The organism is Streptodolium elevatio, from assembly GCF_053592165.1.
In genome coordinates this window covers 203551-228663 of sequence record NZ_JBSFVE010000014.1, presented here as the reverse complement: position 1 = coordinate 228663, position 25113 = coordinate 203551, and the positions used below count along the sequence as shown (strand labels likewise).

General features: G+C 73.6%; 24 protein-coding genes. 10 read left to right on the top strand and 14 right to left on the bottom strand.

Features of this window, described 5'->3' with window-relative positions; genetic code table 11:
* Nucleotides 1-24: 24 nt before the first annotated feature.
* The gene (locus ACWD12_RS25415) at nt 25-1290 is read right to left on the bottom strand and encodes an MFS transporter (RefSeq protein WP_450101489.1); all 1266 of its coding nucleotides are present in this window, start codon (nt 1288-1290) and stop codon (nt 25-27) included.
* 251 nt (nt 1291-1541) lie between these two features.
* Between ACWD12_RS25415 and ACWD12_RS25410 the strand changes: the two genes are divergently transcribed.
* On the top strand, nt 1542-2018 hold the full coding sequence (locus ACWD12_RS25410; RefSeq protein ID WP_358356849.1) for a carboxymuconolactone decarboxylase family protein: 477 nt from the start codon (nt 1542-1544) through the stop codon (nt 2016-2018).
* A gap of 174 nt (nt 2019-2192) precedes the next feature.
* Here the strand turns inward: ACWD12_RS25410 and merB are convergent, their stop codons facing one another.
* The gene (gene merB / locus ACWD12_RS25405) at nt 2193-2810 is read right to left on the bottom strand and encodes an organomercurial lyase (protein ID WP_450101488.1); all 618 of its coding nucleotides are present in this window, start codon (nt 2808-2810) and stop codon (nt 2193-2195) included.
* A 298-nt stretch (nt 2811-3108) separates the two neighbouring features.
* On the opposite strand from merB, the gene ACWD12_RS25400 reads away from it, so the two are divergent.
* Complete coding sequence (locus tag ACWD12_RS25400) at nt 3109-3867, top strand: cobalt-precorrin-6A reductase (RefSeq protein ID WP_450101487.1); 759 nt, start codon at nt 3109-3111, stop codon at nt 3865-3867.
* Between the two features lie 106 nt (nt 3868-3973).
* Here the strand turns inward: ACWD12_RS25400 and ACWD12_RS25395 are convergent, their stop codons facing one another.
* The 3 genes from ACWD12_RS25395 to cobG form a co-directional block, all read right to left on the bottom strand.
* The gene (locus ACWD12_RS25395; protein WP_450101508.1) at nt 3974-5572 is read right to left on the bottom strand and encodes a precorrin-2 C(20)-methyltransferase; all 1599 of its coding nucleotides are present in this window, start codon (nt 5570-5572) and stop codon (nt 3974-3976) included.
* Between the two features lie 137 nt (nt 5573-5709).
* Nucleotides 5710-6336, bottom strand: coding sequence for a precorrin-8X methylmutase (locus ACWD12_RS25390; RefSeq protein ID WP_450101486.1), 627 nt, complete (start codon nt 6334-6336; stop codon nt 5710-5712).
* Complete coding sequence (gene cobG, locus ACWD12_RS25385) at nt 6321-7739, bottom strand: precorrin-3B synthase (RefSeq protein ID WP_450101485.1); 1419 nt, start codon at nt 7737-7739, stop codon at nt 6321-6323. The genes ACWD12_RS25390 and cobG overlap by 16 nt, the downstream gene beginning before the upstream one ends.
* Nucleotides 7740-7815: 76 nt before the next feature.
* Here cobG and ACWD12_RS25380 point away from each other — a divergent pair, with 76 nt between their 5' ends.
* Nucleotides 7816-8310: a Fur family transcriptional regulator gene (locus ACWD12_RS25380; protein ID WP_450101484.1), complete on the top strand. Its 495-nt coding sequence runs from the start codon at nt 7816-7818 to the stop codon at nt 8308-8310.
* 168 nt (nt 8311-8478) lie between these two features.
* Here the strand turns inward: ACWD12_RS25380 and ACWD12_RS25375 are convergent, their stop codons facing one another.
* The 3 genes from ACWD12_RS25375 to ACWD12_RS25365 form a co-directional block, all read right to left on the bottom strand.
* Nucleotides 8479-10029 carry a hypothetical protein gene (locus tag ACWD12_RS25375; protein ID WP_450101483.1) on the bottom strand — a complete coding sequence of 517 codons (1551 nt, stop codon included), beginning with the start codon at nt 10027-10029 and terminating at the stop codon, nt 8479-8481.
* Nucleotides 10026-10601 (bottom strand): SigE family RNA polymerase sigma factor, encoded by a 576-nt coding sequence (locus ACWD12_RS25370; RefSeq protein WP_450101482.1) that lies wholly within the window; start codon nt 10599-10601, stop codon nt 10026-10028. Before ACWD12_RS25370 ends, ACWD12_RS25375 begins: the two co-directional genes overlap by 4 nt.
* Before the next feature lie 240 nt (nt 10602-10841).
* Nucleotides 10842-12026 carry a serine hydrolase domain-containing protein gene (locus ACWD12_RS25365; protein ID WP_450101481.1) on the bottom strand — a complete coding sequence of 395 codons (1185 nt, stop codon included), beginning with the start codon at nt 12024-12026 and terminating at the stop codon, nt 10842-10844.
* 287 nt (nt 12027-12313) lie between these two features.
* Between ACWD12_RS25365 and tsaD the strand changes: the two genes are divergently transcribed.
* Genes tsaD through ACWD12_RS25350 form a run of 3 tightly spaced genes read left to right on the top strand, consistent with a single transcriptional unit; the run spans nt 12314 to nt 14962 of the window.
* Nucleotides 12314-13393 carry a tRNA (adenosine(37)-N6)-threonylcarbamoyltransferase complex transferase subunit TsaD gene (tsaD, locus tag ACWD12_RS25360; RefSeq protein WP_450101480.1) on the top strand — a complete coding sequence of 360 codons (1080 nt, stop codon included), beginning with the start codon at nt 12314-12316 and terminating at the stop codon, nt 13391-13393.
* 37 nt (nt 13394-13430) lie between these two features.
* The gene (locus ACWD12_RS25355) at nt 13431-14411 is read left to right on the top strand and encodes an aminoglycoside phosphotransferase family protein (RefSeq protein ID WP_450101479.1); all 981 of its coding nucleotides are present in this window, start codon (nt 13431-13433) and stop codon (nt 14409-14411) included.
* On the top strand, nt 14408-14962 hold the full coding sequence (locus ACWD12_RS25350; protein WP_450101478.1) for a DUF1697 domain-containing protein: 555 nt from the start codon (nt 14408-14410) through the stop codon (nt 14960-14962). The genes ACWD12_RS25355 and ACWD12_RS25350 overlap by 4 nt, the downstream gene beginning before the upstream one ends.
* Before the next feature lie 40 nt (nt 14963-15002).
* Here ACWD12_RS25350 and ACWD12_RS25345 read toward each other — a convergent pair whose 3' ends face one another.
* Together ACWD12_RS25345 and ACWD12_RS25340 are read right to left on the bottom strand one after the other, a co-directional pair.
* On the bottom strand, nt 15003-15809 hold the full coding sequence (locus tag ACWD12_RS25345; protein WP_450101477.1) for an SDR family NAD(P)-dependent oxidoreductase: 807 nt from the start codon (nt 15807-15809) through the stop codon (nt 15003-15005).
* 474 nt (nt 15810-16283) lie between these two features.
* Nucleotides 16284-17081 carry an AraC family transcriptional regulator gene (locus ACWD12_RS25340; protein ID WP_450101476.1) on the bottom strand — a complete coding sequence of 266 codons (798 nt, stop codon included), beginning with the start codon at nt 17079-17081 and terminating at the stop codon, nt 16284-16286.
* A gap of 84 nt (nt 17082-17165) precedes the next feature.
* Between ACWD12_RS25340 and ACWD12_RS25335 the strand changes: the two genes are divergently transcribed.
* On the top strand, nt 17166-18659 hold the full coding sequence (locus tag ACWD12_RS25335) for an MFS transporter (RefSeq protein ID WP_450101475.1): 1494 nt from the start codon (nt 17166-17168) through the stop codon (nt 18657-18659).
* 30 nt (nt 18660-18689) lie between these two features.
* Here the strand turns inward: ACWD12_RS25335 and ACWD12_RS25330 are convergent, their stop codons facing one another.
* Nucleotides 18690-19319: a DUF5134 domain-containing protein gene (locus tag ACWD12_RS25330; protein ID WP_450101474.1), complete on the bottom strand. Its 630-nt coding sequence runs from the start codon at nt 19317-19319 to the stop codon at nt 18690-18692.
* A gap of 89 nt (nt 19320-19408) precedes the next feature.
* Nucleotides 19409-20653 (bottom strand): Cmx/CmrA family chloramphenicol efflux MFS transporter, encoded by a 1245-nt coding sequence (locus ACWD12_RS25325; RefSeq protein ID WP_450101473.1) that lies wholly within the window; start codon nt 20651-20653, stop codon nt 19409-19411.
* Nucleotides 20654-20899: 246 nt separating this feature from the next.
* Between ACWD12_RS25325 and ACWD12_RS25320 the strand changes: the two genes are divergently transcribed.
* Complete coding sequence (locus tag ACWD12_RS25320) at nt 20900-21109, top strand: HTH domain-containing protein (protein WP_358356874.1); 210 nt, start codon at nt 20900-20902, stop codon at nt 21107-21109.
* The gene (locus ACWD12_RS25315) at nt 21109-21675 is read left to right on the top strand and encodes a Clp protease N-terminal domain-containing protein (protein ID WP_450101472.1); all 567 of its coding nucleotides are present in this window, start codon (nt 21109-21111) and stop codon (nt 21673-21675) included. Before ACWD12_RS25320 ends, ACWD12_RS25315 begins: the two co-directional genes overlap by 1 nt.
* A 91-nt stretch (nt 21676-21766) precedes the next feature.
* Here the strand turns inward: ACWD12_RS25315 and ACWD12_RS25310 are convergent, their stop codons facing one another.
* Nucleotides 21767-22429: a response regulator transcription factor gene (locus tag ACWD12_RS25310; protein ID WP_358356877.1), complete on the bottom strand. Its 663-nt coding sequence runs from the start codon at nt 22427-22429 to the stop codon at nt 21767-21769.
* Complete coding sequence (locus ACWD12_RS25305) at nt 22426-23904, bottom strand: sensor histidine kinase (protein ID WP_450101471.1); 1479 nt, start codon at nt 23902-23904, stop codon at nt 22426-22428. The genes ACWD12_RS25310 and ACWD12_RS25305 overlap by 4 nt, the downstream gene beginning before the upstream one ends.
* Nucleotides 23905-24273: 369 nt before the next feature.
* Here ACWD12_RS25305 and ACWD12_RS25300 point away from each other — a divergent pair, with 369 nt between their 5' ends.
* Nucleotides 24274-25065, top strand: a complete 792-nt coding sequence (locus tag ACWD12_RS25300) for an ABC transporter ATP-binding protein (RefSeq protein ID WP_358356881.1) — start codon at nt 24274-24276, stop codon at nt 25063-25065.
* Nucleotides 25066-25113: the final 48 nt, after the last annotated feature.

The following is a 25113-nucleotide window of genomic DNA, read 5'->3' as shown; positions in this document are numbered from 1 at the left end:
GGTCTTGCGACCACCGCCTGTGGATCAATCGCCTTTCGGCCCGGCGGAGAGCGCCACCGTCGCGGCCGTGGCCAGGCAGACGACGCCCGAGAGCACCATGACGGCGGACGCCGACGTGGCGTCGACGACGACACCGCCGAGCAAGGCGCCGCCGGCAAGGGTCGCCTGGAACGACGAGGTGAAGACCACCATGGCCGCCTCGGGCGCGTTCGGCGCCGAGCGTGCGAACCAGGTCTGCGACGCTGCCGGGACGGCGCCGTACGCGAACCCCCAGACGACCAGCAGCCCCACCGCTCCCGGCCACGACCGTCCGAGGACGGGGAACAGCAGCACGGCGGCGGCGATCCCGATCGCGGACGCCGCGAACGTCGCGCGCGGTCCCCGGGCGAGCGTGACGCCCGCGACGAAGTTGCCGGCGACCCCGGCGGCGCCGTAGAGGAGCAGGAACACGGTGATACGCGTGCCGTCCACGTGGGTGGTGTCGCGGAGGAACGCGGTGACGTACGTGTACGCGGCGAAGTGCCCGACCACGATCAGACCCGTCACCGCGAGGCCCGCCCGCACGCCGCGGGTCCGGAGCAGAGCCGCGAGCGTACGCGGCCTTGTCACCGTGCCGACCGGCAGCGCGGGCAGTGCCGTCGCGAGCAGGACGGCCACCGCCAGCGCGAGCGCCGCCAGGACCACGAACGCGGCGCGCCGACCCACGTGTTGGCCCAGCAGCGTGCCCGCGGGTACGCCGAGGACGGAGCCCGCCGGGACCGCCGCAAAGACCACCGCGGTGGCGGTCGCCACGGAGGCGGCGGGCACCAGCCGTGGCGCCAGTCCGGCGCCGATCGACCAGAAGCCGCCGATGACCAGGCCGACCAGCGCCCGGGCGACGAGCACGACCCAGAACGCGGGCGCGCACGCCGTCAGCAGGTTCGCCAGGACGAGCAGGGCCATCAGCACGGTGAGCACGATCCGCCGGTCGACGCGGCCGACGGCGACCGCGACGAGGGGAGCGCACAGCGCGGCGAGCACTCCCGGCAGCGTCATGAGGAGACCCGCCCGGCCGTCGGAGACGCCGAAGTCGTCGGCGAGGCCGGTCAGCATGCCGATCGGCAGGATCTCGCTGGTGACGATGGTGAAGATGCCCAGCGCCACGCCGACGACGGCGGACCAGTGCGCGGGTGCGTCGGGGGCAGGGGTATGGCCGCCGCTGCCGGGCACCGAGCGGCCTTCGGTGTCGGGACCCGGGACGGGCGCAGGTTCGGGTAGGGAAGCAGGTACGGGGGATTTGGCGGTGGGCACGGTGCTTCTCCCGCTGGCTCGGCATCGGCTCGGCGCCGGATCGGACGCCGCCGGGTGGCGGCGGCAAGATCCAGTACAGCGGGTCGCGCACCCGATGACCGGCGGGAATCGGCCGTCACCGATGCAGCCCCGGCAAGCCGCGAAAGCGGCCGCCCGTGCGCTCCGAAGGCGGGGGGCCGGTCGATGTCACAGGGGTTGCGGCTGTTTCGTCTCGGGGGTGTAGGCCACAACGACGACACAGGAGTTGCATCATGGACGCTCGACTCAACCTCTTCGGCAGCCCGGTCGTCGCGAAGATCATGAAGAATTTCATCGCCGCGGGCCACCTGCTCAGGGAGACGGATCTGCCGTACTCCACGCTGGAGCTGGTGAACATCCGGGCCAGCCAGATCAACGGCTGCGGCGTCTGCATCGACATCCACACCAAAGAGCTCGCACATGCGGGCGAGTCCGCGACGCGCATCAACCTGGTCGCGACCTGGCGCGAGTCCACCGTCTTCACCGAGGCCGAACGCGCGGCGCTGGAGCTTGCGGAGCAGGGCACGCGCATGGCCGACGCGGCCGGCGGAGTCACCGACGAGGTGTGGGAGAACGCCGCCAAGCACTACAGCGAGGCGCAACTCGCCGCGCTGGTCTGCGCGATCTCCGTCATCAACGCCTTCAACCGCGGGAACGTCATGGTCAAGCAGCCCGCCAACGGCGACTACAAGGTCGGCCAGCTGGGATGACCGCCCGCCGGCCGTATGTCGACGGCTGGGCGTCCGGACGATGCCCGCGCGCACCGCCGCCGGTGCCCGCGGACATCGTTCGGTGCCGGGTTCGGGGGCGGCGCCGGTGTGGGAGTCGGTGTGGCGTCGATCCGCTTGTCGCGCCTTCGGACTCCGCTGACCGGGCCGCCCCGGTCAGAAGAGTGCGGCCAGCCGCCGGGCCACCGTCCACGCCTCGGTGGCCGTGCACACGGCGAGGTCCGGGTCGGCTCCGGCGGCCGCCTCCGCGGCCTCCCGGCTGCCGTAGAAGTTGACGCGGTTGCAGAAGACTTCGCGGATCTCGCCGCCGGCGGCCGGGGCCAGCGTGACGTGGATGCCGGCCGGGTCGAGGTCCTTCAGCCCGTCCGGTGTGACGGTGAGGTGGACACGGTCGCCCGTCGCCGCGCAACGGGACGCGGCGGGCGACGAGTTGCCGAACACGATCGGGAACATCAGGACGTCCATCGCGCACCAGCCGTGGTAGCGCGTGCCGTTGATCTCGACCGTGTGCGCGGCACTCGGCAGCAGGGAGAGCCCCGCGCCCGCGATGTCGCCCTTGCCGTTGAGCTCCAGCCGGAAGCCCATGGCGTCGAAGCGGCGCAGGACGTCCTCGTCCGGCCAGCCGAGGACTGCCGCGGCGTCGCGTACCGGCAGCGGTCCCTCGCCCATGATCTGGCCGAGGACGGTGGCGCCGGCGGTCATGAGTTCGACTCCGGCCGGGGCGGACCACTTCGCGACGAGCGCATCGGCCAGTTGCTGGGCACGGGCGTCCACGGCGGCCTCCGGGACTCGGCGACTAGAGGTAGTGGTTCCTCACTATATGTCAGCTTTATCGGCCTTCCCGGCGGGCGCGCGGGTGCGCGGGTGCGCGCGGAGTGCTCGGCGTGGTGCGCCGGTACGGCGCCCGCCCCGGGGGGCTTGGCGCGGCCCCCGGAGCGGGATGGTGGGATGGACGCGACACCGGCGCCGTCGCGGCACCGGGATCGGGATCGGGGATCGGCACAACGCGGGGATGGGGCGCCACGGCGGCGGTTGGCGCAGCCCCCGGCGCGGACAGGCAGGAGAACGGGCGGTGGCGGAGCGGCGGGTCGTCCTGATCCTCGGCGGTACGTCCGACGCGCGGCAGTTGGCGGCGCGCCTGGTGGCGCAGCCGCCGCCGGGCGGCGTACGCGTCGTCTCGTCCTTGGCCGGCCGCACAAAGGCGCCCGTCCTGCCGCCGGGTGAGACGAGGGTCGGCGGCTTCGGCGGTGCCCCGGGACTCGCCGCGTGGCTCCGCGAGCATCGTGCCGCCGCCGTCGTGGACGCGACGCATCCCTTCGCCGCGCGGATCTCCGCCAACGCCGTCGCGGCGTGCGCGGCGGCGGGCGTACCGCTGCTCAGACTCGAGCGGACCGGCTGGACCGAGCGCGACGGCGACGACTGGCGACGTGTCGGGTCGGCCGAGGAGGCCGCCGCGCTGCTGCCCGGCGTCGGGAGCCGGGTGTTCCTGACCACCGGGCGCATGGAGACCGCGCCCTACGCCGGCCTCGACGACCTGTGGTTTCTGCTGCGCAGCGTGGAGCCGCCCGAGGACGCCGTCCCGCGCAACCTCGAACTCCTGCTCGCCCGCGGCCCCTTCACCGTCGAGGACGAGATCGCGCTGATGCGCCGGCACGGGATCGACGTCGTGGTCACCAAGGACAGCGGCGGCGGGCAGACCGCCGCCAAGCTCGACGCGGCGCGCGAACTGCGGCTGCCGGTCGTCGTGATCAGCCGTCCGGCGGTGGCCGCCGAGACGTGCGTGGCCTCGGTCGCCGAGGCGGAGCGGTGGGTCGCGCACGTCCTGGAGTGAGGCACCGCGGGGCCGGGTTGTTGCCTCGCGGTCCCTGACTGTCCTGTGCCGTCAGACCTGTGCCGTCAGACCTGTGCGGTACGTGGGCAGGCGCCGCCCCGCGCGCTCAGGCCGGGTAGCGGCGCGGCGTGTAGACCCCGAGGCTTCCGTCCGGCCGCGGGTACGTCCGCGTCGTCGACGCGCCCACGATGAGCAGGGTCCGCATGTCGACCGTCTCCGGGTCGAGTTCGCCCAGCGGTACGATCCGCACCGCCTCGGTGGGGCCGCCCACGTCCCGCCCCACGACCACGGGCGTCGCGGGATCGCGGTACGCCAGGAACAGGTCCCGCGCGTCGGCCACTTGGTGCCGCCGTGCCTTCGACGCCGGGTTGTAGAGCGCGACCGCGAGGTCCGCACTCGCCGCGGCGGTCAGGCGGCGCGCGATCACGTCCCAGGGCTTGAGCCGGTCGGACAGGCTGATGACGCAGAAGTCGTGCCCCAGCGGTGCCCCGGCCCGGGAGGCGACCGCCTGCATGGCGGAGAGCCCGGGGACGACCCGCACGGGCACGGGACTCTTGGTCTCGTCGGCGGCCTCCAGGACCGCGGACGCCATCGCGAAGACGCCCGCGTCACCGGACGACACGACCGCCACCCGCGCACCCGCCTCGGCGAGCGCCAGGGCGTGGCGCGCGCGTTCGGCCTCCACCCGGTTGTCGGTCATGTGGCGCCGCTGGCCGGGGCGCGGCTGCACGCGGGCGACGTACGGGCCGTACCCCACCAGGTCGTCGGCCGCCGCGAGAGCGGCGTGCGCCTCCGGGGTCAGCCACGCGGGCCCGGCCGGGCCGAGTCCCACCACGTCGACCGACCCGAGGACGCCGGTGGGGGCGGGCACCGCGTACTCCTCCGTGACGACCGTGCCCGGCGTGCGGTTGGTCGCGAACGGCGTGCCGGGGGAGGGCGACGGGGCGATGACGAGGGAGAAGTACGGGACCGATCCGGCGTCGACCTCCGACAACGGCGCGACGCGCTGCCGATCGGTGGTCGCCCGCTCGACGTACCACGCGCGCCCGGCGGCGTCGGCGTCCTCGAACGCCTCGCGCACGTGCCCGAAGTGCCGGCGCCCCAGCTTGATCACCGCCGCGGCGTCGGCGGTGCGCAGCCGTGCCGCGAGCACATCGGGCGGCAGCGTGCCCGGCAGGATGGTCAGCACCTCGTCGTGCTGCACGAGCGGTCGGCCCAGCACGGCCGATGCCCCGCTGACCGACGTGACACCCGGGACGACCTCGGCGCGATAGCGGTCGGCGAGGCGTTCGTGCCAGTACATGTACGAGCCGTAGAAGAAGGGGTCGCCCTCGCACAGCACGGCGACGTCGCGCCCGGCGTCCAGGTGCGCGGCGATCTCGGCCGCCGTGGAGTCGTAGAACTCGGCCAGCGCGCCGTCGTAGCCGCCCGGGTGGTCGGTCTCGCCGGTCGTGACCGGGTACTCCATCGGCAGCCGGATCTGCTCCGGGCGCAGGTACGGCGCCGCGATCGTGATCGCGACACCCGGGGCGCCCTTCTTTACGGGGTACGCGATCACCGGCGCGGAGGTGATGAGCCGGTGCGCCTTGAGCGTCATCAACTCGGGGTCGCCGGGGCCGAGTCCGACGCCGTAGAGGCGGCCGGTGGGGGCGCCTGCGGCGGACGCGGCCGACTCGGCGGCTTTTGCGTCGGCGTCGGCGTCGATGTCGACTGGGGGTGCGGCGGGGGAGGTGGATGCGAGCACGGCGTCAAGCGCGGCTTCGGTCACGGGGGGCTCCGGCGTGTGGCTCACGGGGACGGTCTCGGTGGTGGCTGACGACTAGTCGGGGGCGACGGCTGCGCTCACTCCCGCACGCTCGCCATCGCGTTGAGCGCCGCGGCAGCCATCGCACTGCCGCCGCGGCGTCCGTGCACCACCAAGTACGGGATGTCTCCGGCGCGTTCGGCCAACGCACGCTTCGACTCGGCGGCGCCGATGAAGCCGACCGGCACCCCGACGATTGCGGCCGGACGCGGGGCCCCCGCGTCCAGGAGTTCGAGCAGCCGGAAGAGCGTCGTGGGCGCGTTCCCGACCGCGACGACGGCTCCCTTGAGGTCGTCGCCCCACAGGTCCACCGCTGCGGCGCTGCGCGTCGTCCCCTGGTCTGACGCGAGTTGCGGTACGCGCGGGTCCGACAGCAGGCACTTGACCTCGTTTTCCGCGGGCAGGCGGGCGCGCGTCACACCGGACGCGACCATCTGCGCATCGCACAGGATCACCGCGCCGCCGCGCAGCGCCTCGCCGGCGGCGCGTACGACGTCGGGGTGGAACTCCACGTCGTCAGGGAGGTCGGTCATGCCGCAGGCGTGGATCATGCGTACGACGACGCGCGACACGTCGTCGGGGAACCGGGCGAGATCGGCCTCGGCGCGGATCGTCGCAAACGAACGCCGGTAGATCTCGGCGCCGTCCTTCAGCCAGTCGTCCACGAGGACCTCTCGAGGTGTGCGGGGTACAGGGGTTCGGAGCGGGCGGGCGATACGCCGGGCATCGTGGCCGCGTCGGCAGCGGCGTCGGTATCGGCATCGGTCTCGGCAAAGGCGCCGTCGGCGAGTACGAGCGACGCGCCCGGGGGTCTGCCGCAGCCGCGCTCGCAGGCGGCGAAGTGCACGGCGGTCCCGTCGTCGTGGCTCCTCCGGGCGACGAAGTCGCGTGCCAGCGACCGCACATCGGCTCCTGCCCGGCGGCACTCGCCGAGCCCGCTGCACGCACTGACGCCGAGCCAGGGCGAACCGGTATCCGACGGCAGGCCGACCGCGTCGAGCGCCGCGACGACCTCGCGTACCCCGACCTCGCGTACCCCGACCTCGCGTCCCTCCACCTCGGGTACGTCGCCGACCACCACGCCACGCCACGGCGCGATGCGCAGCCGGAAGCCGTGCGCGCCGAATCCGGCCAGGACGGCCAGGTGAGCCTGGGTCAGGCGGCCCAGTGGTACGAGCGCGGATATGCCGAACCGCCCGTCCGCCTGCGGGAGGACACCGACCGCGACGCGCTTTTGTCGGGTCCGAGGAGCCGGGCCGCCGTGCGAGGCACCGTCCGACTCATGCGAGCGTACTGGGCCGCCGCCCAGGGCCGCGACCAACTCCTCCGCTCCGCCAGGGAGTTCCCGGACGTGCCAAGCCCCACTGGCCTCACTCGCCCGCACGAAGGCCCGGGCCGCCGCCGTCGCCAGAGTGACTGCCTCGTGGGGCGACGTGCCGTACAGCCCGGTGTCGACCCCCGCCACCCGCAACGCGACGACGCCTGGGGCCACCGCAACGAGGGCCACATCGTGCCGGGCGGTCGCGACCGGCAGCGTTCCGTCGTCCACGGCGAACTGGAAACGCCCTGACAGAGAGGCGAGTTCCGGATCCGTGCACAGTGCAGCGTCGAGCGAGGTGACCAACTCGTCGCCGTCGACCAGCGCACCGGGCGCCCGCCCCGCGAAGGGGCTCGCGACGATGTTCCGGACCCGGTCGTGCGTCGGCGAGGGCAGCAGGCCCGCCCGCGCGAGCCTTCGGCCCAGTTCGCCGACGCCGTCTGCCGAGAGTCCGCGTACCTGGACGTTCGCCCGCGCGGTCAGATCCACCGATCCGGTGCCCAACGCAGCCGCCACTGCGGCGAGTTCGGTGAGCTGGGCGGGAGAGATCCGGCCGCCGGGGAGGCGCACCCGGGCAACCAGGCCGTCATCCGCAGGCGCCGCGTCGACCGTGCCCGGGCACGCGTCGGCGCGCTGCCGTACCCGGCCCGGGACAACCCCGGATGCTCCGGTCGTCGTCGGAGAGCCGTCGGCCGGGGGCTCGATCGGCCGCGCGGCAGCGGCGCCCGGCGATCCCGCCATCGAGTCCATGCCGCCCTCCCCGCTTTCCGTCCGGTCTCCGGTCCCGGCGCCGTCCGTTCCGCACCCAGATGCGACACTGTTGCATATGGACCCCGCGGCGCCCCACCCCACCCCCTCCCGGCCCGACCCGGTGGACGAGGCGGTACGCCGCATCCGCGCGCACGGGGAACGCGTCACCATCGCCCGGACCGCCGTGCTGCGCGTCCTCGCCGACACCGAGAGCTACTTGACGGCCGATCAGATCTTCGTACGCGTGAACCGCGCCGCCCCGGGCGTCCACCGCACCACCATCTACCGCGCGCTCGACGCACTGGAACGGCTGGGGCTGGTCGTCCAGACCAGGATGGGCCAGGACGCCGCCGCCTACCAACTGTCCGCGTCCCTCCTCGGGGACGCCGAGCCGCGCCTGCACGTCGTCTGCCGCACCTGCGGCCGCGTCGACGAGGTCGCCGCCGACCTGCTCGCCGACGTGGCAAAACGCCTGACCACCGAACACGGCTTCACACTCGACCCCACCGCAGTAGCCCTAACCGGCCACTGCGGCGCCTGCGCAGCCGTCCGCTCCCCGTTGACCCGTTGACCCGTTGACCCGTTGACCCGTTGACCCGTTGACCCGTTGACCCGTTGACCCGTTGACCCGTTGACCCGTTGACCCGTTGACGGCCGGCACGCACCGTTCCGCGGGGCGGCGAGGGCCCTTGAGCCGGGCTCGGCCCGGTTCCGTCGGGACAGTCGGTTCGGCCGCGCTTCAGTCGCGGAGGTCGAAGGGGTCGGTGTGGGTTTTGGAGCCGGGGGTGACCGAGGGGCGCCAAATGTCCTTCGCCTGGGCGACCTCGACCGTCACGCCGGCGACCGGGAGGTCCGGCCGGACGGGGAGGTCGGCGAAGCCGTCGGCGTCCAGGGTCCCGAGGCGGGGCGGCGATCCCGGCTGGTTCAGGCGTACTTCGGTGTCCGGAGCGGACGGTGCGGCCACGGTGACGTGGTCCTCCTTGATCCACGTCCACACCCGGTCCCGGACCATCGTGTCGGTGGAGCCGCCGGCTTCGTCGCCCGCCGCGACCGCACCCGGGGCGACCGCGACCATGAGGCTGCGCAGCGGCGGCCCGTCGGGGACGGGGCGGTCCGCGACGAGGGCGACCAGGACGGCACCGCTCGGCAGGCGGACGGTCAGCAGGTGGTTGGCGTGGCCGTTCGTGCCGCGGCCGTAGGCGACTTCGTTGACGGCCAGGTCGCCGGCCGACACCCCGAGGGGCAACGCCAGCCGGGCCGCGAGCCATTCGGTGACCGGGGCCGAGTCCGGGGTCGGCCCCGGGGGGAGGAAACTGGGGTCGTCGAGGTCGTGGCTGTCCTCGATCACCGGCTGTTCGGCGACCGTTCCGCCGCGCATGAGGGCGACGCGGGCGGCGACGGCGCGTCCGGGGGCGGGGGTGAGCACCACGCCGTCGTCGGCACCGACGTCCACCCATGTCCGGGGTGCCGGTCCCCGCTTGTCGAACTGCGGGTGCCACGAGACCTTCGCGGCGTCCGCACCGGGCGCCGACATGGCGAACAGCCACCAGCCGCCCGGGGTTTCGATCAGTCGCGACAGCGTCATGTCGGCATCCAGCGACTCGCCCACGTTGCCGACGATCCGGAGATCCGCGATCGGTGTGCCGGTCGGGCCCGCCCATACGACGATGTCCGCACCCACCGAAGCGCCGGGCCGGTTCACCGTGGCGCCGACCACGACGATGCGGCCGGCCGGGGTATCGGCCGCGTACCAGACGGTCACGTCGAGCCAGGCGGCGTCGTCGGGGGAGCGCAGAACTCCCTTGCCCGTCGCGGAATCCGCGATCAGGCGGGCCCGCGCCGCGTCGCGCACGGCGGGGTCGCCGCGCAGTGATCCGCGGGTCGGCCAACGCATCGCGGACCGTACGGCGTCCGCGTCGAGCGCCCCGATCGCCGGATCGGGGGCGGGCGGAAATGCCGCCGTCGGTGCGGCAGTCGGCACGTCCGGGGGTGCCGTCGCACCCGGCGAAGGCGTGAGGGGCCCGGGGGCGGGCCGGGGAGCCAGGTCCGAAGGGTAGGGCAGCGGCTTTGCGGGTGCCTGCCCGTCCGTGTCCGACAACGCGGCGACCGCGCCTGCGGCGACCACCGTCGCGGCCACGCACGCCGCACCGGCCGTCACCAGACGCCGCCGTCTGCGGTCCAGTCGCGCGCTCTCCCGCCTGATCGCCGCCAACGGGGCGTCCCCGAAAGGCATTTCGTCGGCCCGCTCGGAAAGCGCCGCGGCCAGCCTCCCTTCGGTCTCCGGGTTCATGGCAGCTCCGCATCCGGTCGGTGGGCCGCCGACGGTGCTGTGCCGTGGGGCCGACCCGCGTCGTACGTCTCGCCCAGCAGGCCGCGCAACCGCGCAAGCCCCTGCGACGTCTGGCTCTTGACGGTGCCGATCGCGCATTCCAGCGCGTCGGCGGTCTCGCGTTCGCTCAGGTGCTCGTAGAAGCGCAGGACGAGCACGGCCCGCATTCTGGGCGGCAGGCTGCGCAGCGCGCGCCACAGTTCGTCGCGCTGGTCGACGCGCGCGTATCCGTCCTCCGCGACGCCGTCCGGCGGCTGCGCGTCGGCGACCTCGCGGCGGTGCTTGCGGGCGTGGCGGACGGCCAGGTTGACGACGATGCGGTGGACGTACGCGTCGGGCGCGCCGCTCGCGCTGACCCGCTTCCAGTGCCGGTGCAGTCGGACGAACGCGCCCTGGGCGAGGTCCTCGGCGGTCGAGCGGTCGCCGCACACCAGGTAGGCGGTGCGTACGACGACCGGCCAGCGCCGCATCACGTACCCCGCGAAGTCGCCGTCCAGGGGCGGTGTGCCCCCGGCCCGCGCCGTGTCCGCCACGCTCGCCCCCTCAACCCTCACGGAGAAGACAGACCGAGCGTGGCGGAAAGGTTCAGTCGGCCGGGAGGATGTGACCGGCGTCACACGGCTGTTCGGCGGACCCGCACGACGGCCGTACCTTGTGCCGTTGGCCGTTGGCCGTTGGCCGTTGGCCGTTGGCCGTTGGCGGTTGGCGGTTGGCGGTTGGCGGTTGGCGGTTGTGCGGGTCGCGGTCCGCTGATGAGCAGGCACGGGCGGCCCCTACTTGCCGAGGCGCTTCGCCGCACGTACGACTGCCGCCGCCAGCCGGTCGTTCTCCGGCGCGCCGCCCGACGGCGGGAAGTGGAAGCGCCGCCGGGTGTACCCGTACGCGACCCCGCTCGCCGGGTCCGCGAACGCCTGCGACCCCGCCGCCCCGCTGTGCCCGAACGCCGTGCCGCCCAGGAACGGGTAGCGCAGGTGCGACGTTTCGAACCCCAGCCCGAAGTGGTCCTCCTCGCCCGTGACCAGATCCGTGCCCGGCGTGTGCAGACGCGAGAACTCGGCGATCGTCTCCGGTCGCAGCAGCGCCGCCCGGCCGTCCACGTCGCCGATCGCGGCCGCGTAGAACCGCGCCAGCCCGCGCGCGTTGCCGACGCCGCCCGCCGAGGTCGGGCCGAGCGCGCGCACCGAGCGCGTGTTCGCGAACGTCGCGAGATCCGTGGGCGGGGTGGCGTGCAAGTTGAACGCCACCGCGAGGTGGCTGTCCCGGGCCGGCCGGTTCGCCGCGAGTTGGGCGGCCACCTCCGGGGGCGGCGCCATCGGGCGGACGTCCTGGACGCGGGCCTCTTGGTCCTCCGGCAGCCCGATGTAGAAGTCGAGGCCGTAGGGCGCCCGTACGCGCTCTTCCCAGATCTCCTGGACGGATTGCCCCGTGGCGCGCCGCACGACCTCGCCGGTGAGCCCGCCGATGACGTAGGCGTGGTAGCCGTACCCCTTGCCCGGCTCCCAGAAGGGCTTCTGCCCCGCCAGCCGCGCCGCCACAATGCGGTCGTCGGCCAGTTCGTCGGTGCTGAAGCCACCGTCGACGCCGATGACGCCGGACCGGTGGGCCAGCAGCTCACGCACCGTCAGTTCGCCCTTGCCCTCGGCGGCGAACTCGGGCCAGTACGAGGCCACCGTGCGGTTCAGGTCCAGCACACCGTCCTGCACGAGCATCGCGACCACCGTGAACGCCGCGCCCTTGGTGATGGAGAACACCGGGTGCAGCGAGTCGCCGCGCATGCCCTCGCCCGCCCACAGGTCGACCACCAGGCGGTCGCCGACGTACGCGGCCAATTGCGAGCCGGGCTCGTTGTACTCGGCGGCCACGAGCGCCTCGAACTCGGTACGCACCTCCTCGAAGCCGTCCGCGACGTGGCCGTGCACCTGGCGGTCGTCGGCCGCGGTCTGCGTCTGCTGCTGCATGGTCCCCTCCGGGGGATCGGGCCCGACAGTGCCGGGCCGGTGGGATGGGCGGTTCTGGCTACGTGTGCGGCCAACCCGACTCCGCCCGGTCCGGATTCCGGATGACGGTGGTATCGCCGATCCCACCCACGCTGACCTGCGCGGACGCCGGATCGCGTGTTCGGCGACTAGCATCGTCCCGGCGGCCGGGCGACAGTACCGGCAGGCAACCGGAGCGAACGGCACCGGGCGGGCAGCACGCATAGGGCAGGCAAGCGGCAGGCAGCGGCAGGCCGGCGGCGGAAGGCATGGTGGCAGCGGTGGGTCCGGTGGTCCTCGGGATCGAGACGTCCTGCGACGAAACCGGCGTGGGCCTGGTCCGGGACGGCGTCGTCCTCGGTCAGGCGGTCGCGTCGAGCATGGACGAGCACGCGCGCTTCGGCGGCGTCGTGCCCGAGATCGCGGCACGAGCGCACCTGCACTCGGTCACCCCGGTCGTCCGGGCGGCACTGGACGACGCGGGGCTCACGCTGGCCGACGTCGGCGCGGTCGCCGTCACCGCGGGCCCCGGGCTGGCGACGGCACTCCAGGTCGGTGTCGCGGCGGCCAAGGCGTACGCGGTCGCGCTCGACGTGCCGCTGTACGGCGTGCACCACCTCGCCGGCCACGTCGCCGCCGCGACCCTTGACGGCGAACCGCTGCCGAACCCGTCGGTCGTGCTCATCGTCTCCGGCGGCCACACCTCCCTCCTCTACGTCCGCGACCTGGCCGTCGACCCCATCGAGCACCTCGGCGACAGCGTGGACGACGCCGCGGGGGAGTGCTTCGACAAGGCCGCGCGCGTGCTCGGCCTGCCCTACCCGGGCGGTCCCAACGTCGACCGCGCCGCACGCGACGGCGACGCGCGGGCCGTGCGGTTCCCGCGTCCGATGACCGGGCCGCGCGACGACCCGTTCGGGTTCTCCTTCTCCGGCCTCAAGACCGCCGCGGCCCGCTGGGTGGAGGGGGAGCGCCGAGCCGGACGCGAGCCCAACGTCGCCGACGCCGCGGCCTCGCTCCAGGAGGCGATCGCCGACGTGCTGACGCGCAAGGCGGTCGCGGCGTGCCGGGCCCGCGGCGTGGAGACCCTTGTCGTGGTCGGCGGCGTCGCGGCGAACTCGCGGGTGCGGGCCATGGCCGAGGAGCGCTGCGCGGAAGCGGGCATCACCCTGCGCGTACCGCCGCTGCGGCTGTGCACCGACAACGGCGCGATGACGGCGGCCGTGGGCGATCTGCTGATCCGGGCGGGCCGTCCGCCCGCGTCGCTCGACCTGACCATCGACCCGTCCGCACCGCTGATGGACGCCCTGCTGCAACCGCGTCCGGCCGAACTGCCCGCGGCGGTCTGAGCGGGCGTACGGGGACCACGAACGGGGGCCGACCGGGATGCGGGCGGACTGGAAGCCGGACCGTGCGTTCAGGCGCTTCGTCAGCGGCGCGCACGGTGCCGCGGGACGTGCCTGGCTCGCCGAACTGCCGGACCTGGTCGAGGCGTACGCCGCACGCCGCGCACTCACGGTCGGTGATCCCTATCCCCTGTCCTACAACTTCGTCGTCCCGGTGGACGGGCCGGAGGGCGCGGCCGTCCTGAAGATCGCTCCGCCCGGCACCGGCCACCTCGCGGCGGAGGCGGCGGTCCTCCGCGCCTGGGACGGCCAAGGCGCGGTGCGCGTATACGACTTCGACCCGGGTCTCAACGCCTACCTCATGGAGCGCGCCGAGCCCGGTACGCCGCTCGCGGCCGAGGTGACGGCGTCCGGTACGGCGGCGGCCGACGACGCGGCGACCGGCGTCCTGGCCGCGACCATGCGCGCGTTGTGGCGGCCCGTGCCACCCGGGCTTGAAGTCACCGACATCGCCGCACACTCCGAGCACTTCGCCTGGTACCGCGCCGAGTTCGGCAGCGGTGGCCCGCTCGGCGACGGCCTGGTGGACCGCGCGGCGGAGGTGTTCGACGTCCTGGTCGCGACGTCCGGCACCCGGGTGCTCCTGCACGGCGACCTGCACCACGACAACGTCCTGCGCGCCCGACGCGCCGCCGGCCCGGCGTGGCTGGCCGTCGATCCGCACGGCGCGGTGGGCGACCCGGGCTTCGACACCGCACAACTGCTGTGGAACCCGGGTGACTTCCTCGCCGGATCCCTGGGCTGTACGGCAGGCCGGGCGCTCGACGCGCGCCTGGACCGCCTCGCCGCGGACCTCGACGGCACGGTCCCCGGCGCCGACCTCGGCCGCGAGCGGCTCACCGCCTGGGCGTTCGCGAAGGCGGTCCTTTCCGAGGTGTGGATGGTCCAGGACTTCGGCCGCCCCGGCGACTCGGCCTTCACTGTCGCCCGACTCCTCGACCCCAAGGACGCGCTCACATGACCACCCGGACCACCCGGACCACCCGGTACATCGCACTGCTGCGCGGCATCAACGTCGGCGGCCACAACAAGGTCCCGATGGCCGAACTCCGGGCCCTCCTCGCCGACATCGGCTATGCGGACGCCAAGACGCTGCTGCAGAGCGGCAATGCGGTCTTCACCGCGCCCGTCGCGGCGACGGCCAAGGTCGCCAAGACCGTGGAAACCGCACTGGCCGCGAAGTACGGCACCGACATCGCCGTCATGGTCCGCACCGCGGACGAGATCCGCGCCGCCGTCGACGCGAACCCCCTCGACGTGGGCCACCCTTCGAAGTTCCTCGTGGTGTTCTACGCCGACCCCGTCGACCGCACCAAGCTCGAAGGCTTCGACGCGAGCGCCCACGCCCCCGAGGAAATGGCCCTTTCCGAACGGGAGATCTACTACAACTTCCCCGAAGGCATGCGCGACGCCAAGCTTCCGATCGTCGTCGAACGCAAGCTCAAGGTCCGCGGCACCGGCCGGAATTGGGCCACCGTCACCAAACTCCTCGCCCTCGCGGAGGAGGAGTGAGAGTTCGGGCACTGGGTGAACGGTGCGGGCGCGGCCGTCCTCAGCGGGTGGGGGCGTTGAAGCCCCCGTCGGGGTACAGGATCGAGCCGGTGAAGTACGACGACTCGTCACAGGCCAGGAAGAGCACGGTGTCGGCGACCTCGCGGGGCTGCCCGAAGCGGCCCATGAGGGTGCGGCCGGTGACGCCCGCGGCGGCGGCCTCGTCGGCGCGGGTCGCGGCGGTCATCGGGGTTTCGATGAAGCCGGGGCCGACGGCGTTGACGCGGATGCCGTGCGGGGCGAGTTCGACCGCGAGGGACTTGGTGAGCATCCACGCGCCGGCCTTGGACACGGCGTACGGGGTGCTGTTGCCGCTGGTCCACACCGAGCAGATCGACGCGATGTTCACGATCGACCCGCCCTGACCCGCGGCGATCATCTGCCGGGCCACGGCGCGGTCCGTGTACATCAGGCCGTTGAGGTTGACGTCGACCACCCTGTGCCAGGTGTCGGTCGACCACAGCAGTCCCGCGTCGGTGCCGTCGTGCTCCTGCTCGCCGGCGCCGACGGCGGCGCTGCTGACCCCGGCCGCCGCGACCAGGACGTCGATACGTCCCCACCGCTCGACCGCGTCGCGCGCGAGTTCCTCGCACCGCTCGGCGTCGGTCACATCCACCGCGAACGCGCTCGCCGCCCCGCCGGCCGCGGTGACCTCCCCCGCGACCGCGGCGGCGCGTTCCCCGTCCATATCGGCCACGACGACCGCGGCGGCGCCTTCCTCCGACAGCCGCAGCGCCGACGCCCGCCCCAACCCACTGGCGCCCCCGGTCACCACCACGACCTTGCCGTCCATCCGCCGTGCCGACACCACACCTCCAGGCCGTCCCGCCGCACCGACGATCCGCCGGGGCCGCCCCCACCGTAGAACTGACGCAACGTCAGGTCAACGTACGATGACAAAACTCGCAGGTCACACGCCCTTGGCGTCGCCTCCGCACCGCCCGGTCGAGAATCCGCCAGAAGACCGAGACGACCCCGGCGCCGCCGCCATCGCGCCCGGGAACAACTCGTGCCGTACCGCGGCCGCCCGGATCTTCGGTGCGGGATGGGTGCGACTGGTCAGGCGGGGTGGGCACGGGGGGCGAGTATGGCGCCCCGGGGTGCGGTGCGGAAGGCCAACGGCTCGATGGCTCCGTCCGCATCGGCGACGCGTTCGGTCCGGGCCCTCGCCGGAGCCGGTCCCAGTCCCGGCCCCGGCTCCCGGCCACGGCCCCGTCGATCACGGTGCTCTCCCGTCCTCGTGTTTCCGAACTTCGGGGGCCACCGTCACCCGCTCGTCGGGTCACGGGTGTTCGTCGGGCGGATCGCCGTGGAGGTAGCGGCCGGGGGAGGTGCCGACGGTTCGGCGGAACGCGGCGAGGAAGGCGCTGGGGGTGGCGTACCCGACGGCGTGCGCGACGCGGGACACCGGCAGGCCCTCGGCGAGCAGGGGGAGGGCGGCGCGCAAGCGTACGCGGGTGCGCCAGCGGTCGAAGCTCATGCCGGTGTCCTGTACGAACAGCCGGGTGAGCGTACGCCTGCTCACCCCGACGGCACGCGCGTGCGCCTCAAGGCCGCGGGCGTCGGCGGGGTCGGCGAGCAGTGCGTCCGCCACCTCGCGTACGCGGTCGTCGGCGGGGAGCGGCACGTCGATCGGCGTCGACGGCAGCGGTCGCAGCAGGTCCGGCACCACCGCCTCGGCCCGCAGCCGGACGTCGTCGGCGAGGTCGTCCCGGTTGAGGTGGGCGATGAGGTGCGCGAGCAGCCCGTCCACCGCGACGGGGGTGGGTTCCGTCCAGTCCAGGACACAGCGGGCAGGGTCGATGTAGAGGCTCGACAGCACCGCGTCGCGCGTCGCGCCCGTCCGGTGCACGACTCCGGCGGGCACCCACAGCGCCAGCGTGGGCGGCAGCACCCAGTACGCGTCGTCGACCGCGACACCCAGGACTCCGCTGCGCGTCCACGCCAACTGGTGGTGCGTGTGGCTGTGCGCGGCGATCCAGTCCCCGGACGTCAGCGGGAAGTTCCCGACGACGATGGCGCCCACGCCCGGTGGCACCGTGTGCGCGTTCAGCGCCTCCAACTCCCGCACGACCTTCATGGCCGCAACGCTATGTCCTCAACGCGCTATCACGTGGCCCGGTAGCGGATCGCGGACACGGTGGGTGCCGCCTAGCGTCGTCGTATGCCCATTGATCCTCCGGGCGCGGCGGCTTCGTCCGCCGCGGCCGTACCGTCCGTTGCCCCATCCACCCCTCGGCAAGGCGTCGCCGACCGCCGCATGGTGGCCCTCACCGTCCTGTGCTTCGTCCAGTTCATGCTGGTCCTGGACGACACCGTGGTGAGCGTCGCGCTGCCGAGCATTCGCGGCGAACTCGGGTTCGGTACGGCGGGCCTGGCATGGGTTGTCAACGCGTACTTCCTCGCCTTCGGCGGACTGCTGCTGCTCGGCGGCCGGATGGCCGACATGCTCGGGCGCCGCCGCGTGTTCCAGTGGGGCGTGGCCCTGTTCGGCGCGGCGAGCCTGCTCTGCGCGCTGGCGCAGGAGCCGTGGCAGCTCGTGGCCGGGCGCTTCGTGCAGGGCACGGGTGCCGCGGTCGCGAGTCCGGCGGCGCTGTCGCTCATCAGCTGCCTGTTCCCCGGTCCCGAGGAGCGCGGCCGGGCGCTGGGCATTTGGGGTGGCATCGCCGGGCTGGGCGGCACCATGGGCCTCGTGGTCTCGGGGGCGCTGACGGACCTCGCGTCGTGGCGGTGGATTTTCCTGATCAACCTGCCGGTAGCTGCTGCCGCATTGGTGCTGATGTCGCGCCTGGTCGCGGAGAGCCGGGCGCCCGACTCCGCGCGGGGGCTCGACGTGCCCGGCGCCGTCCTCGGCACCGGCGCGGTCGTGGCGCTCGTCTACGGCCTGCTTCAGACCGCCGAATCGGGTTGGGGCGACGCGGCGTCCGTCGTGCCGCTGGTGCTCGCCGCGGTCCTGGCCGCGGTGTTCGCGGCGGTGGAGGCGCGTACCGCCGAACCGCTCGTGCCGGCTGCCTTTCTGGCGGTCCGCGCGCGCCTCGTCGCCAACGGGGCGACGCTGCTGGTCTCCGCGTCCCTGTACGCGATCGCCTTCCTGCTGATGCTGCACCTGCAATCGGTGCTGCACTACGAGCCGTTCACCGCCGGGATGGCCTATCTGCCCTACGGCGCCGGGATCCTGACCGGTGTGTGGCTGTCCTCGCGCGCGGTCGCGGCGCTCGGGATGCGGTGGGCGCTGGTGGCGGCACCGCTGATCACCGCGGCCGGCAACGTGCTGCTGGCCGGCATCGAACCGGGCGACGGGTACGCCTCCGGCGTCCTTCCGGGGCTTCTCGTCACGAGCCTGGGCTGCGGACTCGCCCTGCCCGCCCTGGCGACGGCCGCACTCGCCGGCACGGGCGAACACGACGCGGGGCTCGGATCCGCCGTCTTCACCTCGATGCAACAGATCGGCGGAGCCGTCGGGTTGGCGACCCTGGTCGCCCTCGCGGCGCACCGTACGGACGCCGCCCTGGCCGACTCGGCCGACCCGAACCGCGCCGCCACGGACGGCTTCTCCCTCGCCCTCCTGGGAGCCGCAGCCCTCCTGGCCCTGGCCGCCATCCTGGCCGCCACCCTGCTGAACGCGTCCCACAGCACCCCGCGCGACACCACGACATGACCACGAAGCCCCCGACTCCCGCGCGGGGCATCAGGGTACGAAGGCCATCAGGGCCATTGCGGTCATCATCGCGGCTGAACAGGCGGATGTGACCGAGGGGTTCGTCTGGGGGTCGGGCCCAGCGCTCACACTCAGGCTCACACCCACGTCTCCGCCGACGCCGCGGGCGGGTCCGGGTCCGATTACGGCTCCGGTCTCGGGTTCGGCAGCGCAAGCGAAGGCGGGACGGCGGCGGTCAGTGGCGGCGAGGGCGAAGCGGGCGACGGCCCAGAGGGCGAGGACGCCGACGTACGGTCCCAGCCACCAGTCGGACGTTCCGGCGTGCGCGCCGCCGCCGGTCGATCCGTGCGCCGCGCCGCCGTGCAGGGCCGGCATCAGGAGCGTGAGTACGCCCATCACGTACAGATCCAGCGCGACCGCCACGCGCCGACGCGGCAGGCCGGGGCCCGGGCGGCCGAGCGCCCAGGCGGCCGCGCCGCCGAGGACGAGCATCCAGCCCGCCGGACCGAGTGGGTCGTGCTGCGGCAGGACCATCGCCCCCATGGCCGCCCCCATGGCCAAGTGCGGTGCCCATGACCGCACTTGGCCCCGTCGGTGGAGGTACGCCCCGACCAGTCCCGCAACGACTCCGAGCGCGCCGGCGATCACCTGTGCGTCCATTCCGGTGTTCTTCCCCGGAAGTCCGCAAATTGCCCGTACCAGTGGGAGCGCGGGGAAAACCGGCAAACGCGCCCCCGCGCTCCGTGGCGTCACCGACGGGTGAGGGCGCGGTCCAGGAGTACGACCGGCACAGTCGCGGCGGCCAGTCCCGCGCCGATCCACGCGACCGACGTGACCCCGGCACCCGCGTCCAGCGCCACCCCGGCCAGCGCGGGGACGATGCTGATGCCCAACTGGAACGCGGAGACCGTGGTCGCCCCCGCGAGCGTCGGTGCGTCCGCGGCGATGGCGAACACCCGTCCGTAGATCGCGGGGTTCAGCACGAACCCGGCAACTCCCAGGAACAGCACGAGCGGTACGACGGCCCACACGTGTTCCGCAAGCAGCGCAAGCAGCACCGAACCGACGAGAATCCCGGCCGCCCCGATCAAGAGCGCGTGGAAGGGTCGTCCGTCGGAGATTCGGCCGCCGACCGCGAGGCCGATGAACGCGCCGGCACCGAACAGCGCCAGGACGGCCGGGACCCACACCTCGGGAATGCCGGTCACGTCGGTCAGGAACGCCGCCAGGTAGTTGAAGGAAATCATGTACGCGGCCGTGCTGAGGATTGTGACGCCGTATACCGCCCACAGTTGCGGCCGCCGCAGCGTGCGCAGTTCGCGCCGTACGCTCGGCTCCCCGTCCGCACGGGTCTCCGGCAGCGTGAACAGGACGGCGAGCGCCCCCGCGACGGTGAGCGCGACCACTCCCCAGAACCCGCCCCGCCATCCGGTGAAGTGGCTGAGCAGAGCGCCCGCCGGGCCGCCCGCGATCATCGCGATGCCCAAGCCGCTGACCACGACTCCGGACGCGCGGGCCGTGCGGTCCGGCGTGACGAGGCTGATCGCGGTGACCGCCGCGACCGCCCAGAACCCCGCGTACGCGAGCCCGCTGACGAAGCGGCTGATCAGCAGGACGGCGTAGCTGTCGGTGACCAGTCCGGCCGCGACGGAAGCGGCGAAGAGCAGTTGTGTGACGACCAGGGTCGTACGCCGCGGCCAGTTCAGCGTCATGACGGCCAGCGGCGGCCCGCCGATGACGACGCCGGCCGCGAAGGCCGAGATCAGCGTGCCCGCGGACGACAGCGAGACGTCCAGGTCGTCGGCGACCGCGGGCAGGACGCCGGCCAGCAGGAACTCGGCGCTGCCCATCGCGAACAGGCTGAAAGCCAGCAAATAGACGCCCAGTGGCATCCGCCCGCCCGGTGCCTCAACGCCCTTTCCGTCAACTGATGTTCCGTCCGGCGGCCGGACCTCGTCGGCGCGGTCGACCGTCATGTCGCGGTGTGTCTCCATCACCCTCACCTCCGCGAGGACCATGGCAGCGCCGATGCTCGATCGGGAACTTTCGTTGCCAAAACCGGGACGCATTGATGGCTCCTGCGGCTCGTCAACGCCGCGCGCCGGAAGCCCTGTTCGCCGATGCCCACGCCGGCGCCGATGCCGACACCGACGCAGGTTCCCCGGGGCCTGGGGGCGGCCGCCATGGCGCGGCGTCAACTGTGGTTGACAAGGCGTCGATGTCAACTTAGATTGACAGGTATGAGCAACGCAACCGACCTGGCCACGAAGGCCGGGGACCGTGATCCACGGGTCGGGTTGCGGGCGGTCGCCGCGTTGCGGCGGCTGCTCGAGCAACTGGAGTCCGTACAGGTCCGCAGCGCCCGCAACCAGGGATGGTCGTGGCAGGAGATCGCCCAGGAACTCGGCGTCTCCCGTCAGGCCGTGCACAAGAAGCATGGGAGGCAGTGATGTTCGAGCGGTTCAGCCCGTCCCTGCGCAGCGTCGTGGGGAGTTCGCCCGAGTGGGTCACGGAGACCGGCGGCGACCGCATCGGGGAGGAGGAGATGGCGCTCGCCCTGTTGGCGCATCAGGAGGGGCGTGCGGCACGCGTACTGCGCGAACTGGGCGTGGGAGCCGCCGAACGGGAGGAGATCGCGCGCCGAATGGCCGGTCGCCGCCGTCGCGGCGGCTTCACGGACGCGGACGCCGACGCCCTGGCGACCCTCGGCATCGACATTCACGAGGTCGTCGCGCGGGTGGAAGCGGCCCACGGGGAAGGCAGCCTGACGGGGCGGCAGCCCGCCGGACAGGCGGCCCGCACCGCAGTGCGCGCACGCCACCGCATGTCACCCGGGGCCAAGCAGGTCCTGGAACGTGCCCTGCGGGACGCCGTCGACCGGCGCGAACGCGTCGTGGGGACCGAGCACTTGCTCCTGTCGATGGTGTCGTTGCCCGGTACGGTCGCCGACGTGCTCGCCGGCTTCGGCGTCACCCGGGAGGCCGTTTGGCGGCAACTGGCGGTGCAGGGCTCCTGATCCGAGCCGACGGGACAAGGCGGCAGGCCCCGCGGCAGGCCCGGCGACAGGCCGGGCGGCGGGGCCGCGCCGAGCCCGCCCGGCGTGGGAATCAGCGGCGACCCGGGCGCACCAGACCGGTTTCGTACGCGAACACGACCAACTGCGCGCGGTCCCGCACCGCGAGCTTCACCATCGCCCGGCTGACGTGCGTCTTCGCGGTCAGCGGGCTCACCACCAGGTGCTCCGCGATCTCCTCGTTGGACAGGCCCTGGCCCACCAACCCCACAACCTCGCGCTCGCGCGTCGTGAGGAGTTCGAGGTCCGGGACCTCGGCCGGGGCGCTGGCCTGCGCGGTGTACTCCTCGATGAGGCGGCGGGTCACGCCGGGCGAGAGCAGGGCGTCGCCCTCCGCCACCGACCTTACGCCGCGCAGCAGTTCGGCCGGCTCGGTGTCCTTGACCAGGAACCCGCTCGCCCCGTTGCGCAGTGCCTCGAAGACGTACTCGTCGAGGTCGAAGGTCGTCAGGATGACGATCCGGGTGTCCGCCAGCGCCGGGTCGGCGGTGATGTGCCGGGTCGCCTCCAGGCCGTCGCCGCCGGGCATGCGGATGTCCATGAGCACGACATCGGGACGGTGTTCGCGTACCGCGGCCAGTGCCGTGGCACCGTCGGCGGCCTCGGCGACCACGGTCATGTCCGGCTGGGCGTCGAGCAGGGCCCGGAACCCGGCACGGACCAGCGCCTGGTCGTCGGCGAGCACCAACCTGATCACGCGTCGTCCCCTTCGGTGCGGCGGCTGCCGCCGGTCCCGGAGCCCGGGTCGGCGGCGGAGTCGCCACCATCTTGTCCGGCCAGGGGCAGGAGGGCCACCACCCGGTATCCACCGCCGGGCCGTGCGCCGCTGGTCAGGGTGCCGCCGAGGGCGGTCGCGCGCTCGCGCATGTTGCGCAGGCCGTGGCCCCCGCCGGCGGCGGGCGGCGTCGCCGCCCGCGCCGACGTCGACGCGGACTTGGCGTCCCCGCGCCCGTCGTCCTCGACGGTCACCCGCAGCGCCTCGCCGTCGGGCGTCCGCTCCAGAGCCAGGCGTACGGTGACCAGCGACGCGTCCGAGTGCCGCACCGCGTTGGTGACCGACTCCTGCACGATGCGGTACGCCGCAAGCCCCACCGGCCCCGGCAGCGCCCGCACCGCGTCGTCCCGCTCCAGACGCACCGCCAGATGCGCCGTCGACGCACGGGCCACCAGGTCGTCGAGGTCCGCGATCCCGGCGGTCGGGGTACGCGGGGCCGCCTCGCCCTCGCCCTTGAGGATCGCGAGGACGCCGCGCAGCTCGCCCAGTGCCTCGCGGCTGGCCTGCTTGACGGCGGTGAGTGCGGTCCGGGCCTGCTCGGGGTTGGCGTCCATCAACTCCAGGCCCACGGAGGCCTGCACGTTCATCAGCGAGATGTGGTGCGCAAGCACGTCGTGCAACTCCCGGGCGATGCGCAGGCGTTCCTCGCCCGCGCGAGCGCGCTCCGCCTCCTCGCGGGCCGCTTCCTCCTCGGCCTCGCGGCGGCGTTCGGCGGCCACGTACGCCCGCCGCACCCGCACCACCTCGCTGAACGCCGCCAGGGCCAGCAGCCACGCCGCCACCCCGCCCGCCCATGCGAGGTTGGGAAGCTCGTTGTCGCGGATCAGCGGACCCAGCCAGCCCATCGCGAGGTACCCCGCGAGGAGTACCGAGTACGACACGGCGCGGTGGCCCGCGGTCATCGCGGTGAACAGCGCCACGATGAGGGACAGGAAGACCGGTCCGGGCGGGTACTCGCGGAGCGTGTAGACCAGCGGCGGCAGCAGCGACGCGACGAGCACCTGAACGGGGTAGCGGCGGCGTACCAGGAGCAGCAGCGGGCCGATCACGACCAGCACGATTGCCAGCGGGTCGAGGTCGCGCAGGCCGGGTTCGTCGCGCTGGTTGTGCGCGGCGGCGAAGGTGCCGCCGATCTGGAAGGCGCCCAGGGCGAGGGTGACGAGGAGGTCGCGGGGGATACGGCCGAAGGGCGGGGGCAGCGGCGGGCCGAACAGCGGCGGGGGGCTGTCATCGCCGGGAGCCGCGCCGGACGCGGTACCGGGCACGGCACCGGAGGCCGTGTCGGACGCCGGGTCGGACGTCGCGCCGGACGTCGGTCCGGTCGCCCGGCCGGTGGCGGACCTGCCGGTTCGCGGGTGCGCCCCGGAAGGACCGCTGGGTGGGGTGGAGGGGATCACCGCTTCAGGGTAGGCCGCCCGGACCGTCCGAAACGTCCCCTGACCGGCGACGTCGCGGCGTCTCCCGGCGGCGCAGCGCGGCGCGCGGCACTGCTCCCGGGGGAGTAGGCGCAGGTACCGGCGCCGCCCCCGGCGACTCCCGGGGGATGTGTGCGGGTCACTCCTGGCGAGGGACGTCACGGCGGTGCCCGGCGACGAGGCTTGAGGCAGTTCCGCAGCACCCTTCCCGGCACCTCCTCCGCGACACCTTTCCACCGATCTCCCAACTGCGGATCTCCCAACTGCGGATCTCCCAGCTGCGGATCTCCCAGCTGCGGATCTCCCCGCTGGGGACGTCCCAGCCTCCTTCAGCCGAACCCGGAGCCCACCATGTCCAGTTCGTCCCCCGTATTCCCCGCGTCCGCCGCGGAGCCCGGTCGGTACGCGGCCTGCACGGTGCACGCGGTCCGCGCGTACGGCACCGGCGACACCGAGGTACGCGCCCTCGACGACGTCACCGTCGGATTCCCGAGCGGCCGGTACACCGCCGTGATGGGCCCGTCCGGCTCCGGCAAGTCGACGCTGCTGCACTGCCTCGCCGGCCTGGACACGCTGACCGGCGGCCAGGTCCTGCTGGGCGACACCGACCTCGGCACGCTCTCCGACAAGCAGCTCACCCGGCTGCGGCGCGACCGCATCGGATTCGTCTTCCAGGCGTTCAACCTGCTGCCCACGCTGACGGCCGGGGAGAACGTCACGCTCCCGGCCGCCCTGGCCGGCACCACCCTCGACCCCGAGTGGGTGGAGCGCGTCGTCGGTGCGGTCGGCCTCGGCGACCGCCTGGGCCACCGGCCCGGCGAGCTGTCCGGCGGCCAGCAGCAGCGCGTCGCCGTGGCCCGCGCGCTGGCCACCCGGCCCGAGCTGATCCTCGCGGACGAGCCGACCGGCAACCTCGACTCGCGCAGCGGGGCCGAGGTGCTGGGGCTGCTGCGCGAGGCCGTCGACTCGCTCGGCCAGACGGTCCTGATGGTCACGCACGACCCGGTGGCCGCGGGCTACGCCGACACCGTCGTGTTCCTCGCCGACGGCCGGATCGCCGACCGCATGGAGTCCCCCACCCCGCAGGCGGTCCTGGACCGCATGAAGGCGTTCGACCTGCCGAAGGCCGGTGTGTCCCTGTGAACACGAACAGCCCCTCGAACAGCGGCCCTGCGAACAGCAGCTCTGCGA